The 15265-nt window shown below is 65.4% G+C and carries 17 protein-coding genes and 1 pseudogene; 8 read left to right on the forward strand and 10 right to left on the reverse strand.

Features of this window, described 5'->3' with window-relative positions:
- Together VFZ09_RS39870 and VFZ09_RS39875 are read right to left on the reverse strand one after the other, a co-directional pair.
- Positions 1-284: hypothetical protein (locus VFZ09_RS39870; RefSeq protein ID WP_329733021.1), on the reverse strand; the 284-nt coding region annotated here is incomplete at its 3' end.
- Positions 284-844: a hypothetical protein gene (locus VFZ09_RS39875; protein ID WP_329733022.1), complete on the reverse strand. Its 561-nt coding sequence runs from the start codon at positions 842-844 to the stop codon at positions 284-286. The genes VFZ09_RS39875 and VFZ09_RS39870, both read right to left, overlap by 1 nt.
- Positions 845-1298: 454 nt before the next feature.
- Here VFZ09_RS39875 and VFZ09_RS39880 point away from each other — a divergent pair, with 454 nt between their 5' ends.
- The 5 genes from VFZ09_RS39880 (at position 1299) to VFZ09_RS39900 (ending at position 6596) form a co-directional block, all read left to right on the forward strand.
- A complete protein-coding gene (locus tag VFZ09_RS39880) occupies positions 1299-3269 on the forward strand; it encodes a nuclease-related domain-containing DEAD/DEAH box helicase (RefSeq protein WP_329733023.1) in 1971 nt (656 codons plus the stop codon).
- Between the two features lie 638 nt (positions 3270-3907).
- On the forward strand, positions 3908-4054 hold the full coding sequence (locus VFZ09_RS39885) for a hypothetical protein (RefSeq protein WP_329733024.1): 147 nt from the start codon (positions 3908-3910) through the stop codon (positions 4052-4054).
- A gap of 19 nt (positions 4055-4073) precedes the next feature.
- Entirely contained in the window at positions 4074-4889 is an 816-nt protein-coding gene (locus tag VFZ09_RS39890) for a hypothetical protein (protein ID WP_329733025.1), read from the forward strand.
- 343 nt (positions 4890-5232) lie between these two features.
- Entirely contained in the window at positions 5233-5766 is a 534-nt protein-coding gene (locus tag VFZ09_RS39895) for a hypothetical protein (RefSeq protein WP_329733026.1), read from the forward strand.
- Positions 5763-6596 carry a UbiA family prenyltransferase gene (locus VFZ09_RS39900; RefSeq protein WP_329733027.1) on the forward strand — a complete coding sequence of 278 codons (834 nt, stop codon included), beginning with the start codon at positions 5763-5765 and terminating at the stop codon, positions 6594-6596. Before VFZ09_RS39895 ends, VFZ09_RS39900 begins: the two co-directional genes overlap by 4 nt.
- Positions 6597-6813: 217 nt before the next feature.
- Here the strand turns inward: VFZ09_RS39900 and VFZ09_RS39905 are convergent, their stop codons facing one another.
- Entirely contained in the window at positions 6814-6948 is a 135-nt protein-coding gene (locus VFZ09_RS39905) for a hypothetical protein (RefSeq protein WP_329733028.1), read from the reverse strand.
- A 213-nt stretch (positions 6949-7161) separates the two neighbouring features.
- Here VFZ09_RS39905 and VFZ09_RS39910 point away from each other — a divergent pair, with 213 nt between their 5' ends.
- Entirely contained in the window at positions 7162-7731 is a 570-nt protein-coding gene (locus tag VFZ09_RS39910) for a hypothetical protein (protein ID WP_329733029.1), read from the forward strand.
- Positions 7732-7854: 123 nt separating this feature from the next.
- Positions 7855-8970: an epoxide hydrolase family protein gene (locus tag VFZ09_RS39915; protein WP_329733030.1), complete on the forward strand. Its 1116-nt coding sequence runs from the start codon at positions 7855-7857 to the stop codon at positions 8968-8970.
- Positions 8971-8994: 24 nt separating this feature from the next.
- On the opposite strand, the gene bla is transcribed toward VFZ09_RS39915, so the two are convergent.
- Positions 8995-9885, reverse strand: a complete 891-nt coding sequence (gene bla, locus VFZ09_RS39920; protein ID WP_329733031.1) for a subclass B3 metallo-beta-lactamase — start codon at positions 9883-9885, stop codon at positions 8995-8997.
- Positions 9886-10084: 199 nt separating this feature from the next.
- A pseudogene (locus tag VFZ09_RS39925) lies at positions 10085-10501 on the reverse strand (AAA family ATPase); the annotation flags it as partial.
- Here VFZ09_RS39925 and VFZ09_RS39930 point away from each other — a divergent pair.
- The gene (locus VFZ09_RS39930) at positions 10500-11558 is read left to right on the forward strand and encodes a helix-turn-helix transcriptional regulator (RefSeq protein WP_329733032.1); all 1059 of its coding nucleotides are present in this window, start codon (positions 10500-10502) and stop codon (positions 11556-11558) included. The pseudogene VFZ09_RS39925 and the gene VFZ09_RS39930 sit on opposite strands and share 2 nt — an antisense overlap.
- Positions 11559-11601: 43 nt before the next feature.
- Here VFZ09_RS39930 and VFZ09_RS39935 read toward each other — a convergent pair whose 3' ends face one another.
- From VFZ09_RS39935 to VFZ09_RS39955, 5 genes are all read right to left on the reverse strand, one after another.
- The gene (locus tag VFZ09_RS39935; protein WP_329733033.1) at positions 11602-12312 is read right to left on the reverse strand and encodes an iron-containing redox enzyme family protein; all 711 of its coding nucleotides are present in this window, start codon (positions 12310-12312) and stop codon (positions 11602-11604) included.
- Positions 12313-12401: 89 nt separating this feature from the next.
- The gene (locus VFZ09_RS39940; protein ID WP_329733034.1) at positions 12402-13202 is read right to left on the reverse strand and encodes a GNAT family N-acetyltransferase; all 801 of its coding nucleotides are present in this window, start codon (positions 13200-13202) and stop codon (positions 12402-12404) included.
- A gap of 91 nt (positions 13203-13293) precedes the next feature.
- The gene (locus VFZ09_RS39945; RefSeq protein WP_329733035.1) at positions 13294-13716 is read right to left on the reverse strand and encodes a CBS domain-containing protein; all 423 of its coding nucleotides are present in this window, start codon (positions 13714-13716) and stop codon (positions 13294-13296) included.
- Positions 13717-13922: 206 nt separating this feature from the next.
- Positions 13923-14414, reverse strand: a complete 492-nt coding sequence (locus tag VFZ09_RS39950) for an SRPBCC family protein (RefSeq protein WP_329733036.1) — start codon at positions 14412-14414, stop codon at positions 13923-13925.
- A 130-nt stretch (positions 14415-14544) separates the two neighbouring features.
- A complete protein-coding gene (locus tag VFZ09_RS39955) occupies positions 14545-15108 on the reverse strand; it encodes a hypothetical protein (RefSeq protein WP_329733037.1) in 564 nt (187 codons plus the stop codon).
- Positions 15109-15265: the final 157 nt, after the last annotated feature.

Consider the following 15265-nt stretch of genomic DNA (forward strand, 5'->3'; position numbering starts at 1 on the left):
TCAGCCGCGGACACCACCGGCCGCGTGAGCTGGAGGAACTTGCCCACGGCACGCGTGGAGACGGCACGCACCAGTGCGCCCAGCGTGCGGCGCGACAGGCAGCGGCGTCCGCCGCCAGTGAGCAAGGCGAAGCCCACGTCGCTGAGCGAGTCGAAGTGGAAGATGCGCTGGACGCCCAGCAGGGCCTTGAAGAAGAGCGACAGGACGAGGCGGCCCCCCTGGTGCGCGCCCACACGGCCAAAACAAGAGGTGGCCACGCGGTAGAGCCGCACCGCCTCCTGCATCAGTGCGAAGGCGCCTCCGTGGGCCGTGCGGCCGAGAAAAGGGGGGTGCCCACGACGGCTTCCACACGCAAGCAACCCAGCCCATAACGCTCCAGGAAACGGCGCAGGGTGTGCCGCTCCAGGGTGACGCCGAAGCTCTTGTGGATGAAGCCCAGCAGCTCCGCCACAGAGCAGCGCTTGTGCTCGGAGAGGAACTTCGCCACCAGCCCCACGTGCTCCGGACGGAGCTTGGGCGGAGCGTGGCCCCGTCTGGCCTTGCGCAGTCGTCGCCAGAATTCGCGCGGAGGATACTGGCGTCCCTTGCGCACGGCCCGGTCGCTGGTGCCCACCACCGCGCCGATGACCGTCGAGCTCAAGCCCATGCCACAGTGCGCCAGCAGGTAGGCCACCATGCGACGCAGCGCCGCCAGTCCTCCCACGAAACCCAGGAACATCAGCGCGGCCACTACCACCGCACGCTGGTCCGAGTCGAGCAGGGCCAGATTGACGCCGCTGGAGGCTGACCACTGCGCAAGACGCTGTTGACGCTCCGCTTCCCCGAGGACCGCTGGACTCTCCATGGGCGCACCCTCACCTTTGGCTCCACCTCCTGGGTCAACACCCGGACGTGACTTCTCGAACCAGGCGATTGGGCAGTCGCTTCCTGTCTGCTCCGGTAGGGGCTCCTGCACGACCTCTCAAGTCACAGAGGCCGTCCAGTCTCTCTCTTCCTGCCTGCTCGGAGGCGGGGCCGCAGCCGAGCACCAGCGCTTGCCCCACCCCCTCCGGTCAGCGGAAATCTGCAAGTTACCCGTCCCCGCCTCATTCGGCGTTTGGTGCTAGCGGTTGTAGTGACGTGTTTTTCATGCCCGTTGAGCAGAGCTTCCTCTAAACCCGTCTTCCGCTAGATCATAACGCCTGCTGCGTGCCCAAATCGGCGGTCACCTGCGATATCATCAACTACCGATACGACCTGAACGCTCAGAGCATAGAAGAAACGTAGTGCGACTTCCGAATCGTTTTTGTTCCTGATTTATGGCGATCCTCATCCCCAATCTGGAAGCAGCCAAAGCCGCTAAACAGAAGCCGACTGAAGGCGAGGTGTTTCTGCTGGAGTTCCTAGCGAGCGATTTTGGCGACCATGTCGAAGTATATTTCCAGCCCTGCTTCAATGGGGACCGCCCAGATATAGTGCTGATGTCTCCGAAGGCGGGGGTCATCATCATTGAAGTCAAGGACTGGAATCTGGATCTCTACAGCGTTGATGAAAAAAATAAATGGGCGGTCAATCTTCCATCAGGGCCGCAACGGGTGAAATCCCCTTTCACTCAAGTTTTCGCCTACAAGAAGAACTTCTTTGACGTTCACGTCAATGGTCTGCTGGAGAAAAGCCTCAAGAATGACGCCTTCTTCAAGATGATCAAGACCTATGTGTATTTTCATCACGGAAGCAAGGCAGCGATAGAGCGACTGTATCAGCCTCACCTGGATAGGCTTCGTGAAGAGTCGCGCGAGAACGAGGACGCCTTCAGGCAAAAGCAAATAGACTTCGACCGTTACGAGAGAAGGCGCGAAGGGATCAACCGAGCAAAACGCAAATTTGAACGGGACATGTCCCTGTCGCTGCACAAGGACCACCGCACGAAAATAAGCTTTCCCATCACGGCGAAGGAAAGCGTTTTCGATGAGTTCGTCTACAACGAGCTCAAGCGGCTGCTCAACCCGCCCTACCACTATGCTTCGGAAGGCAAGCCGCCCAACTACACCGACAAGCAAACCAAGCTGATCCAAAGTGCCGCCAAGGCACGTGCCAAGATTTGTGGCCTCGCTGGGTCAGGCAAAACCGTTGTTCTTGCAGGTAGAGCCGTCAATGCTCACAAGCGGCACGGTGGAAGGGTGTTGGTACTGACCTTCAATATCACGCTGGGTAGCTACATCCGCGACAAGATCAGTGCTGTCAGAGAGGACTTCCCCTGGTCCGCTTTTGACATCAGCAACTACCACAGGTTCATCACCACCGCACTGAACAACTCTGGCATTGAGATTGAAATTCCCGAATCGCTTCAGTATGACGGCACAGATTCCGCTGTTGCGCGAAGAATCGCTGTAGAGCGAGATCACTACCTGGAATCGACCTATTACGGCAATCAAACCGTATTCGAAGGCGAAGAAATCAAGACCGTCTACGACACGATTCTGATTGATGAAATTCAGGATTACAAGCCCGAGTGGATCAAGATAATTCGCTCCTACTTCCTTGCGGAAGACGGTGAAATGCTTCTCTTCGGTGATGAGAAGCAGAACATCTACAAGCGTGCGTTGGACGGTGAACGTCGCTCAAAAATTGTGGAAGGCTTTGGCTCATGGGTGAAGCTCACGAAAAGCTTCCGCTACACAGCTGAGTCCCCGATCATTCCCTTGGTAGATGCCTTTCAGAAGAACTTCCTTCTTGAGAGTTACGAACTGGATTCTGATGAATCATTCCAGTTAAGCCTCACGAGCGTTGGCGTTCAAGCCTACAACACCTTTGACCGAAGAAACCTGCCGCTGCTTGCCGCGCATATCATTGAAATAGCCAAGCATCACAAGATTCATCCCAATGATATTTCAATCATTTCTTCGCAAGAAATCGTTCTACGAGAACTGGATCATGTTTTGCGAACCTCTGACGCGCACAAGGAGCGCACCTTGTGTGCCTTCCCTTCGCTTGAGGTGACACAGCATCCAAAATACTCCAAGAAGTATCAGGAAATCAGCGCAGCGAAGAAGAAAGGCTTCAACCTCAACAGCGGCGTGATGAAGCTGAGCTCCACGCATAGCTTCAAGGGTTTTGAATCCCCTTTCATTTTTTTGCTGGTGAATTCGAAGGATAGTCCCGAAATGGTGTTCACCGGCCTCACCCGCGCCAAGGAGAACTTGGTGATATTCCTGGAAGGAGAGAGCCCCTATTTCGAATTCTTCAGCAAGCACCTTAGCAAGCTTGAAGTGAACCATGCTGGCGTATAGGCGGGATAGAGGGCATGTTGAGGGTGAGGGCTGGAGCGGAGGGGCCGAGGAGGGCCGGGGACGGGGGCCGCCCGAGCAGTGCGCCAGGCGGGGGGAGAAGCCGCGCAGCCCCTTGGGGAACACGCCTGCCCAGGCCACCCTCCCAGGAGGGAGACGACAGGGGGCCTGTGGGCAGCCTTCGCCGGTATGCCCACCCGCGTTCCTCCATCTGCCCCTCCCCAGCCACACCTCGCCAGGGCACACGCTACCGTTCGCCTTCCACGAGCCTCCATGGAGCCCCTGCCTGCTTGTGGGGTTCGGGGCCTACGAGAGCAGGAGGCGCAGGAGGGTCGCAGCCCGCGCCGGATTGCCCCTTTCCAGCGCCTCCAGAGCCGCCGCGACGTGCCTTGCTACATTGCTACAGCAGACCCGCGTTGGAGCGTCCTCAACACAGCTCGGCGTGGGGCAGGGGGCGGCGTAACCGGCCGGAAGTCCTACGGAAACCGCTCTCGACCGCGCTGGAGCGCTCTCACCGGAAGCCTGTAGCGGCGGGTTCGATTCCCGCCGCCTCCACTGGAAGTAGCAAGGCCCCGGCCGCCATCAGGCGAGCCGGGGTTTTCTTTTTCCGCCGAAGCCGCCAGTGGGCTTGCCCCGGTTACGTGGACAGTTTTCTGCAGCGCGAGGGCCTGCTCGGCATCAGCCGCCGCCTCCTCTACAGCAAGCTGGAGGAGTACGGGCTCTGGTGCAGTAGCGCCTGTCGGCTGGGCTGCCGGGATGTCCAGGCCCGTGCTCCTCGGAACGCCTGACCCTGTCCATATTACAGGCATGGGCCAGACACCGCGTCACCTTCGTGGATTCCTGCTGCTCGGCCTGGGGCTGCTGATGAGCCTGGCCACACCGGCCTGGGCCGTGGAGACGCTCTTCCTGGAGGGCAACGCCTCCCGGAAACTCCAGGTGAATACGCCCCAGGGCCAGCTCCTCGGTGAGGGCCTCATCACCACTCGGCTCGAGGGAGAGCGGCTCCATGTCCTGCTCACCTACCGCTACGCGGATGGACTGCGCATCGAGGAGTCCGCCGTCCTCCAACTCCAGCCGGAACTCATCCAGGAGCGGTGGACGTGGCGCGAGCACAAGGGAGGCCGGACGACGCGCCAGTTCGCCATGGACTTCGGCACCGGGCGCGCCATGGGCCTCACCCGCGAGGACGGCAAGACGCGCCGGTACAGCGAGCAGTTGAAGGTGGAGCCGGGCCGCACCTTCGGCGGAGTCGGTTTCGTCCTGGCGGCGAAGAACCTGCTGCCCCGGTTGCGACAAGGGGAGGACGTGCAACTGCAGGCCATCGCCTTCACCCCCAAGCCCCGCGGGGCGAAGGTGAAGCTGTCCCGAGAGGGCAGCGCGTCCGTGGCCCTCGGCGAGAGGACGCTCACCGCGGACCGGGTGGTCATCCATCCGGAGATCGGCCTCGCGGCCCTGGTGGTGAAGGCCCCTGACACCTCGCTCTACTTCGTCGGCGCCGAGCCCCCGGTGATGGTGGGGGTACTGGGTCCGCGGCTCGAACCGGGAGACCCCGTGGTGCGAACCCTGGTCCTTCCGCCACGGCGTGCTCCGGCGGCACGACAGGCGCCCCCGCTGCAACGCTGAGGCTCGGTGGACCAGAAGCTGGTGGGGCACGTTCAGGCCCAGACGCTCGTGCCCGACTCGGGGGGGGGGCGTGGAGCGCTCGCCGGGTCCCTCGCCCTACCCGGGATGACGGGGGCTCGTTGAGCTCCGGGATGCCCTCGAATGGGGGTCCTTTTCAACTACGCGACCATGCCCTGGTCATCGGAGGGCGGGGGCTGTCATGAAGGCAGCACGCGGTATCGCCCTCCGGGGTTGGAGCAGGCAATGACTCCTGGCTCCCATGCCACGCGCATCGCATCATCCCGGTTTGGGGCTCCGACGATGGGCCCTCGGACCCGACCGCACCTCGGAGGAGTCGTCCGCTATGTCCATCCGCTCGCTCCATGGCTCGCGCCTCGCCCTGACCGTCGGGCTCACGCTCCTGGCGGGTCTCGCCCTGGCGCAGGACACCGAGAGCCCGAAGCGCTTCGAAATGACACCCAACCTGGTCTTGTGGATGTACGGCCTGGGCATCGGCGCCATCTCCGTCGCGTGGGTGGCCATTGTCTGGCTGTTCGCCCACAAGGACGCCCTGAGCGACCTGCTCGATCTCGTGAAGCGGGGGCCGCTCATCAAGTTCGTCACGGTCACGTACATCATCATCGTCATCGTGACCCTCAGCCTGGTGGGGCAATTGGAGAGCTCGCATGTCTCGACACTGCTCGGGGCCATCGCCGGGTACGTGCTGGGAGACCACGGGCGGGAGGACAGGCGTCCCGAGCATGTGGGCCCCGAGCCGCTGCCCTCCCCACCCAGGCCCCCGACCTCCCCGGGAAAACAACCCGGCGCGTCTCCCTCCCCACCCGAACCGCAGCAGGCATCGGAGGGGCCGCAGCCGCCCTCGGAGTTCCACTCATGAGCAGACCCTTGAAGTGGCTCATCCGGAACAAGCTCCATGTGGCCGCCTGTTCGCTCGCGGCGACCTGGGGCTGGGGACGCATGATGGGCACGCCCATCCTGGCGGTGGACCTGCTCGTGGTTCCGGTGCTGGTGCTCAGCATCTACCAGTGGAACAGGCTCACCGATGTCCGCGAGGACGCGGTGAACTGTCCGGACGAGCTCGCCGCGGCCGAACAGGCCCGGGGGCGCATCCGGGTGTTCTGCCTTCTCGGAGCACTCCTCGCGCTCGGGGGCGCCCTGCTCGTGGGGCGCGCGGCCGGTGCCCTCGTGGTGTTGAGCGGATTGCTGCTCGGCTGGCTGTATGGATTCCGCTCGGGAGCGGAGAGCTTCGGCCTGAAGCGCCTGTTCGGCATCAAGAACGTGAGCAGCGCATTCGGATGGACGCTGGTGACCGTCCTCTACCCCGGGCTGCACTCCGGTGTCGGCCTCCGAGCGGCATTCTGGCTCGCCGCCGCCTGCATGTTCCTGGCGGTCTGGACGGTGGAGGTCCTCTGGGACATCCGCGATGTCCGTGGCGACACCGTGGCAGGTGTCCCCTCGTTCCCGGTCGTGCTGGGCGTGCCGGCGACGAAACGCCTTGCCCTGGCGGGCAACCTGCTGATCGTGGTGCTCGTCGGGACGGCGGTCATGACGCGGGCGCTGCCCGGCATCTGGGCCCTCATCCTCGTCAACCCGTTGCTCACCTGTGTGTGGCTGCGGCTCGACAGCGAGGCCGCGCGCGGCTGGTCCCACCTCCTCGTGCTCATGCAGACGCTGTTGCTCTTCGGGCTTGGCGTGCTCTCCGGTTGAGCGCGGCCTGGCATTGGGGATGCCAGGCGACGTAGCAACTCCAACCCGGTGAAGAGCAATTCGAGGGCTCATCCAGGGCAGCCTTCACGTCCGCCAGGGAGCGGGTGTCCCCCCTCGCCGGTGGTTCGAAACCCGAAACCCCAGCGGCTTCTGGCCTTGGTGTTTTCGGGCTCCGACGACCCCGGGGAACTGGACGCACTCTCCGGGTCTCGTCGCTTCAGCGGGTGAATTCTTCTCTCCGAATGAGCCCATCGTCGGGCACTTCGTAATCGTCACCCTTGCTGCCCAGGTAGATGTGCGCCTTCGGCGTCAGACCGGCCGGGGCGTCGAATGTCCCCGCGCAGATCGACATCTTCGGCGCGCCCTCCTCCAACACCGCGGGGGATGGCTACCGCTCTCGCTTGACCACGCTGGTGGCAGTCACGGTGTTCTTTTCTTTATTCACATAATCACAAACGAGCAACTCTGGATTTGATTGACATGCTTCAGCCACTTGCTTCACTAATCGTGGTGGCGGCGCATTCGTCGCCATGGCTGTCCCCCCAAATCCTCATCTCGATTTCTCATGAACCGAATCTTCCTTGCCGCATCACTCGCGCTGCTCCCCTTTGCGTTTGCCTGCCAGCCGGAACTCGATGTCTCCAGCGAGCAGGAGGCGACGGTCCCGTCCACCGCGCGGAGCCCGGAGGGAACCCTCACGCTGGAGAAGAAGAGCGGCACCTCCATCGATGCCAACCACAACGCGTTGTCCTCGGGAGACCTGAGCGTCACGGGGTTGACCGGGGTGCCCTTCGCCAGCATGGAGGCGGTCGAAACCGTGCGGTATGAAGACACCTGGTACGTCCACGTGGAGACGGCCTACTACGTCACCTTCTGGGCCGATCGCGCCCGCACCAGCCCCATCAATCTGGGCGCCGCCATCCAGCTGAACTACCTCTCCACGTACTACAACTACATGTACAACACCTCGATGCAGAGCAACCTCAGCACCACGCTCCAGCCTGGCAGTCACAGCTATTACATTGGAAGTGGCACCTATGAGTGCGACTACAATGCGAATGGCACGCCCGACCATCGTTGCGATGAGACCTGGTATTCCCTCAGGACTGGCGTCGGCTATGACGCGAGCTATTGAGCGCTAACGGCTCATGAAGCGATGGGGCACCCCGAGAACCCGCTCGGGGTGCTCCAGGTGTGGGAACGCGATGCTTTTTTAGCATCTCCCGGCGCGGAGCCCGTGTGGCACCGTGAATGTCCCATGCCTCCGCGCCCCTTCCGTATCGATGTGTCCCCGGACGTCCTCACCGACCTGCACCGCCGGCTCGACGCCACCCGCTTTCCCGAGCCGCTGCCCGGCGCCCCGTGGGAACGCGGCGCCGACGTCTCCCATGTTCGTGAGCTGTGCGCGTACTGGCGTCACTCGTACGACTGGCGCCGGCACGAGGCCGGGCTCAACCGCTACCCCCAATTCCTGTGCGAGGTGGACGGCGTCGAGCTCCACTTCTGGCATGTCCGGGGCAAGGGGCCCGCGCCCCTGCCGCTGCTGCTGACGCACGGGTGGCCCGGCTCCAACCACGACTTCCACCACCTCATCGGCCCGCTGACGGATCCCGCCGCGCACGGGGGAGACGTGGCGGATGCGTTCGACGTGGTCATCCCCGCCTTGCCCGGCTACGGATTCAGCGGCAAGCCGCGCGAGCCGGGGTGGAGTGCCACGCGCGTCGCGGCCGCATTCGGCCGGCTCATGGTCGAGCACCTTGGCTACGCCCGCTATGGCGCACAGGGAGGAGACTGGGGAGGCATCGTCACGACGATGCTCGGGGTGGAGCATCCCGGGCACCTGGTGGGCATCCACCTCAACATGGCCTTCGCGGGGCCGCCGCCGGGAGAGGAGCAGAGCGAGCTGGCGCGCGAGCATGGCCAGAAGCTGGCGGCGCTCATGGCGAAGGAGGGGGGCTACTTCGCGGTGCAGAGCACCAAGCCCATGTCCCTGGCCATCGGGCAGAGCGACTCGCCGGCGGGACTCGCGGCGTGGTTCGTCGAGAAGTTCCAGACCTGGAGCGACATCCGTTCCAGGGACTGGCTGCTGACCAACCTGATGCTCTACTGGGTGACCAACAGCGCCGCCAGCGCGGCCAACCTGTATTACGAGACCCATGGAATGGGGCTCCTGGACCAGAGCAGTCCGGTGCGCGTGCCCACGGCGGTGGCGGTCTTCCCCAAGGAACTCCCCATGCCTCCCCGGCGCTGGCTGGAGGCCCGGTACAACCTGCGGCGCTACACGCGGATGGCCCGAGGCAGCCACTTCGCCGCCGTCGACGCGCCCGACCTGCTCCTCGAGGACGTGCGCGCATTCTTCCGGGAGCTCCGCTAGACGGGGTCCCAGCCCTCCTGCGGGCTACTCGGCCTTGCCCTTCGCCTCCTGCTCCAGCCTCGCGGTGAGCCCCCGGTCCGCCCGGTCCGCGTACGCGCGGCACGCACCCGGGTCGATGAAGGCCTGCCGCCCCTCGCGCTCGCTCCGGGCCCGCAGCTCGAAGACGCGGCCAGCCTCCGGGTGGGTGGGGATCATCACGTCACAGGGCAGGGTGCGGACCTTCTCGATGCTGCCGCGGAACTGTTGCACGCGGGCGGCGTCGGCGCCGTAGCGGAAGCCCGGTGCGGACACGGCCGTGAGGCTCTCGGCGTACACCACGTTCACACAGCGCTCCCCCTCGCAGCCGCGCCACGTCCACGTCGTCGCTCCAGGGGTGTGCCCCGGCGTGTGGTGCGCGGTGACGACGACCTTGCCGAGCGTCACCGTCCCGCCGTCGGCCACCGTCACCACGTCCCGCACGGCCGGGTAGCGCATGGCGGCTCCGAAGCCCGCCTGGGGGTCATCCGGGGTGGTCGACCCGATGCGCAGCTCCTTGGCTCCGGCCGGGCTCGCCGCCACCTTGGCGCCGCTCATCCGCTGGAGCGCCGCGATGCCCCCGGCATGGTCGAAGTGCGCGTGCGAGTTGAGGATCCACTTCACGTCGCGCAAGGTGAAGCCCAGGGCGCGCACGCCCTCCGCGATGCGCTCCGCGGACTGGGGCAGCGCGCCGTCGACGAGGATGAGGCCCTCTCCGCTGTCGATGAGGACCGACGACAGTCCCGTGACGCCGACGTAGTACGTGTTCCCGTACACGCGGAATGGCGCCTGCGGCCGGTTCCACTCCGCGCAGTCGTGGCAGTCGATGGGCGCGGTGTCGGGCGGGACGGTGGGGGCTGCGGCGGTGACGAGCGGGACGAGCAAGGCGAGCAGTCGCATCGGGGTTGGCTCCAAAAGGGCAGGGAGCGTCCGCCCCTGTGCAAGGCGCTTGCCGCGAGCTCCAGGCCGTCCGCCCGGATGTCTTCGGCCCGAGGTCGCAGCGGGCCCGTGTGCCGGACACCACACAGCGCTTCCACTCGACCGCACCCGGCGCGGCTTCGTGGACGCGGCGGTGGCCTCCTTCTGTGGGCTCGAGGGGGCAGCGATCGAACAGGACGTCTCGTGCGTTCTCCTCGTCCTCGAGCAGCTCCATCGAGCGACGAAGCTGTTCGAGGTAGTCCTCCAGGCACGGTGGAGAAGCGAACTCGTGGCCTTCTTCTTCGAGCTGGTGGTACGGCTCGTCGACGACCCGATACTCCGCGAGCCGTTCCGCGAGCTCTTCGATGAGCGTCGACTTTCCCACCCGGTGCGTGCCCGTCACTGCGATGCGCATGCGTGTGTGTACCGCGGATTCGAGAAGTCGTTGAACAACGAGCGGGCCTCGAAGGCGCAGGCGGGTCACGGCACAAGGCGATGTGACCCGAGGCCTTCCGCCTGTCATGCGGTGCGCGGTATCCTCCCTGGCCGGACGAGAATGAGGGGGTCCACGCCTCGGGCGATGGAGGAACCGTTCCATGAGCCGTTCGCCGCAGCAGACGTTCTTCGACTTGACGTGTGCGCTGGTCGAATCACGAAGCCTCGCGCAGTTCCAGGAGCGCACGGAGCCGCTTCTGGCGAAGCTCTTTCAAGCGGACCATGTGGCGTTCTGCCGGATGCATCCGGATCTGCCCACGGGGTTCGAATGGAGGGCGAGCACGACGGGGCATTTCCTCCAGAGCTATTACCAATGGTTCCGGGACGATTTCGTCTTCCGTTGGCTCTCGCGACGTCCCAACACCGCCTGGAGCGACACGGAAATGCTTCGGGGTCAGAAGGTCACGGAGACGGAGACGTATCGGCGCAGCCGGGCGTCGGACCTGAATTTGCGGCACGTCCTCGCGGCCTTGCTGGCTCCCGCGCAACAGGTGGGCAGTGGTGCGGTCGCGCTATACAGCGAGCGAAACAGGGCCTTCTCGCCGGAGATGCGGCGCTTGTTGCAAAGGCTCACCCCCGCCTTGTCCGGGGCGTTCCAGAACTTCTCGCGATTCGAGGCGCTGTCCGCTCACAGCCAACTCCTGGAGGAGCTGCTTCGCCAGGAGGGGGCCCATGCCATCGTGCTGGATGGCCAGCGGCGGGAGTTCTACCGGACGGAAGCTGCCACGTCGGTGCTGCAGCGCTGGTTCCCCTCGCGCTCCGACCGGGACGACGGGGGAATCCCTCGGGCCTGGCGGGAGCGGATGGACACGTTCATGGCGGGGAGCGTCCTTGTCTCTCCCACGTCGCTCGCGTGGCGGGAGGCGCGGGGGATGAGTGCCTTGGAGGTGTGCTTCACCCGGCTGCCTCTCATCGAGGGCCGCGAGCGGTGGGAGTTACGGCTGAAGGAGGTCCATGCGATCCCCGAGAAGTGGCGGCGGCTCCTGTCAGCCAGACTGTTCGAGGTGGCAGCTCTCATCGTTCAGGGCCTGGCGTACAAAGAGATCGCCAGCAAGCTCCGTATCTCCGAGAACACGGCGAAGGAATACGTCCAGTTGGTCTACGAGAAATTGAAGGTGTCTGGCCGGGCCGGGCTCATCAACCTGGCCCGGCGTTCCTGAGGCGCTTCGGCGCCCTCGTGCGCACGAAGACAGGACGTTCCCCTCAAGAGGGGTGCGCCGAGTTGCCGCGTGCCTCCTCCGCGAAGAGGCCCAGGTAGAGGACACGGGTGGTGCGCGCGGACAGCAACAGCGCGGCCTGCTCCTCCCGGTCCGTCAGGGCGCTCAGCAGCGACGTCAGCTCCTCCACGTGCTTCTCATCCGCGGTGCCGTGCGCCTTCAGGAAGGTGACGGCCTTGCGGATGTTGGGGATGGTGTTGGCCGCGAGCATCCGCTCCACCGACTGGCTGGCGCGGTGCACGGACAGGTACTCCAGCACATAGGCCGTGCCGAGGAACGCCTCGGGCCGGCCGCAGCGCGAGGTGAAGCGGTTCCAGGCGACATAGGCGGTGACCGCGGGGTTGGGCAGCTGCCGCTCGACGCGCTCGGCCGGCCAGCCCAGGTTCTTCAGGTCCGCCAGCAGCCAGCGCTCATGCCCGCGCTCCTCGTCGGACTTCTGCAGGAGCAGGTCTCCCAGCCGGGAGTGCAGGCCCAGGCGCTTCATGCGCCGGCCCGCCTCGGCCAGCAGCGGCGTGGTCCACCGCGCGTAGTGGTACGTCTGGAGCAGGTAGTGGACGTAGCCGTCCTTGTCGACGCTGCCGTCGAAGAGCCGCCGGGCCTCGGGGTGCGTGTCCAGTTCCTCAAGCAGCGTGCGCGCCTCCTGCTCCAGGGTGGTGAGCCAGTTCGTCATGACAGGGGTTTCGGTGTGCGCGTTCATGGACGTCTCCTGTTCGGGCCCCGGGATGGGGACCGTGGGTGTCGAGGTGAAGTGGGAGGGAAGGGTGATTCGGGCGCGAGTGGCCCGGTTCAGTTGCGGGAAGTGCGGACGGTCATCCTGCCGAACAACTCCCGCGTGCTGGGGACATCATGGAGCGCCGCGATGAGTGGCAGGGAGAAGCGGCGGAAGCCCGCGTCGTAGAGGGGCTCGGCGATGAAACGCGCCCCCATCTTGCCGGAGAAGAGCGACAGCACCCGGGGCAGGCGCAGACCTTCGAACCGTCCCTGGCGAGCGCGCTCCCGCTCCTCGGGGGTGTAGAGGGGCGCGGCCGGCGCCTCCGGGGACCTGGGGTAGGCGAGCGTCCGCGCACGCCACCGGGTGCTCATCAGGCCCTGGTGGTTCGCCACCTGGAAGAGGATGCGCGCGTCCTCGGCCGAGTCCGTCTCCGTGTTCGCGGAGGCGACCCAGTGCGTCACTCCCCGGCGATGGCTCTCCTGACGGAGCCCGGCGTGCAGCCACATGAGGACCGCGGAGTGGCGCCAGTCCTTGAGGATGCAGAAGCGGGTGATCTCGGCGAACACCATGTCCGGGCCCCCCACGTCCGACAGGTCCACCTTGTTCTCCAGGTCGATGCCGAGCCGGCCTCCGGTGGCGCGGGCCACCTCGGGGTTGGGCAGCAACAGGCGGGTGGTGGCCACGGGCATGCCATCCGCGTAGACGATGACGTGGGCGGTGGTCGCCAGGGTGTCGAAGCCATTGTTCTCCCGGGGCACGGAATGGGCCGGACGCCCGAGCAGTTCCAGTTCCGAAGCGAAGACCTCCCAGCGCACGCGCAACGCATCATCGAGCTGCTGCTGGGTGGTGGCGATGTGGCAGGTCAGTGTGGTCATGAACGTCTCCTGAGGGCCCGGCGTCGCGCCGTGCCTTCAGGGAGATGTTCGTGGCCAGCGGCTCGAGTTCGACGCCTGGTGCGACAGCCGCTCAGGGCCCCTGGTTCTCGCGCACGGCGGCGGCCGTCTGGCCCAACTCCCCGGACAGCAGCACCAGCACGTCATCCAGGGACACGAGCCCCACCACGCGCCCCTGCTCATCGACGATCGGCAGGCGGCGCACGCCCCGCTCCCGCAGGGTGAAGAGCGTCCGGTCGAGCGTGTCGTCCACGTGGGCGGTGGCGGGCTCGGGCGACATGATCTCTCCGACGGTCAGGGCCCTGGAGTCCTTCCGTTCGGCCACCGCCCGGGTGACGATGTCCCGGTCGGTCAGCATGCCCACCGGGCGTAATCCCTCCTGGACGACGACGAGCGCGCCCACGTGCCGGTCGCGCATCACCTCGGCGGCCTCGGCCACGCTCTGGGTGGGCTGGATGACGGCCACCGTCTTGCGGCAGAACCTTTCGAGCGACATGAGTCCTCCCTGGACGCCCGCCTTCCCGCGCGTCCCCTTTCAGGAACGGAGCGCACGCCCACCGCGCGATGCAACCCACGGCGGGCAACTCCACCGCCTCCCTGTGTGGATGCCTGGTGGCCCGCGCTCATGCTGGCCCATACCCTCGAGGAGGCCGCCGGGCGCACGCAGGGTTGGACGGTGGGCTAGGGCCCTCGGGCTCCGCGTCAGCGCGTGGCTTCCAGCTTCTCGAGCTGCTGGGCGAGGCTCGAGAAGAAGGCCGCGCAGTAGCGCTCCAGCCCGTTGAGCTGGGCCTCGGACGCGGCGTACTCGATGCGCCAGGTCAGGGTCGTCCGGCCGTCGGCGTGCGCCATCGAGATGGTGGCACCCCCGGCGAGGTGGTGTCCCTGGACCGAGGCGTATTGGATGAGATGGGGCGGGGAGAAGCGCACGATGCGGTAGTGGAGCTTCATGCCCGTGGACAGGGTGCTCTCGAGCACCGTGCCCTCCCCGAGCGGCTCGTTCAGGGTCCGGATGTTGGACACGGCGGTGGGCCAGAGCACCGCCTCGCGCGAGTTCTTCAGCGCGCGGGTGAACTCCGCCCAGAGCACCTCGAGCGGCAGCCGGGTGGTGAGCGTCTCGGTGAAGTGCCGCTCGATGGAGCCAGGAGCGGGAACCTGCAGGGGCAGCGTGGTCGGGTCGATGGCGGTGTCCGTCATGCCCGCCATCTTAAGCCCTCGGACATGGATGTTGATCACCGATCGTCCCTGGCTCAAACCCTCCCACCTGGGGTGGCTGTCTGCGCAGCCACCCCAGACGGTGCACGGCTCAGCTCACTGACGGCTCAGCTCACTGAATGATGGTGATGATCTGCGTCTCGCACGTGGTTGGATTGATGAAGGAGTTGGCCGCGTCGACCGTGCAGACGGCGCCGCCGTAGGTGCCGTAGAAGACCTGCGCCGTGCAGGAACCGCCGACGTCGCTGACCTCCACCCGCCAGACACACGTCTTCGCGCCGGCCGGGTTCGCCGGATCGACCGTCCAGTAGTACTGCTGGGCCACCAGCGGCGTGGGGGCGGGGGCGCTGACCTGGAACCCGCCATAGTTGGCGGTGGGCACGGGGTAGGGGTTGAACACGCCGTTGAGCGTCCCCGTCAACACCTGGAGGCCCAGGGAGATGTCGGCGCCGGTCTGGTTGAGGACGAAAAGGTTTTCCAGGGCAGGGGCGACGGACGCCACCGGCCCGTCGCGCAGCACGGGAATCTGGACCGCTCCCTCCCGGAGGGTGACGTACTCGTCACGCTGGGAGAGGAGGTCCAGGAAGAATCCGGACTCAGCCTGCCCGGCGAACGCCATCGACGGCGTGAGGGAAAGCAGCGAGACAGCCAGGAAACGCTTCACGTTCCTCGTCATGAACTTCTCCTGATTGGATTGTGTTGGGGTTGGCCGAAGCCAATGCCTTACTAGCACCGCCAACTATTCAATTTCAAATCAAAACGTTATTTCAAGGTGTTTCCTGTAAAGATGGATGATTGCATTCCGGGCGTCGCTCAGGGCCATGGAGTCTGGT

It is taken from the genome of Archangium sp. (assembly GCF_036277355.1).
GTDB lineage: Bacteria > Myxococcota > Myxococcia > Myxococcales > Myxococcaceae > Archangium.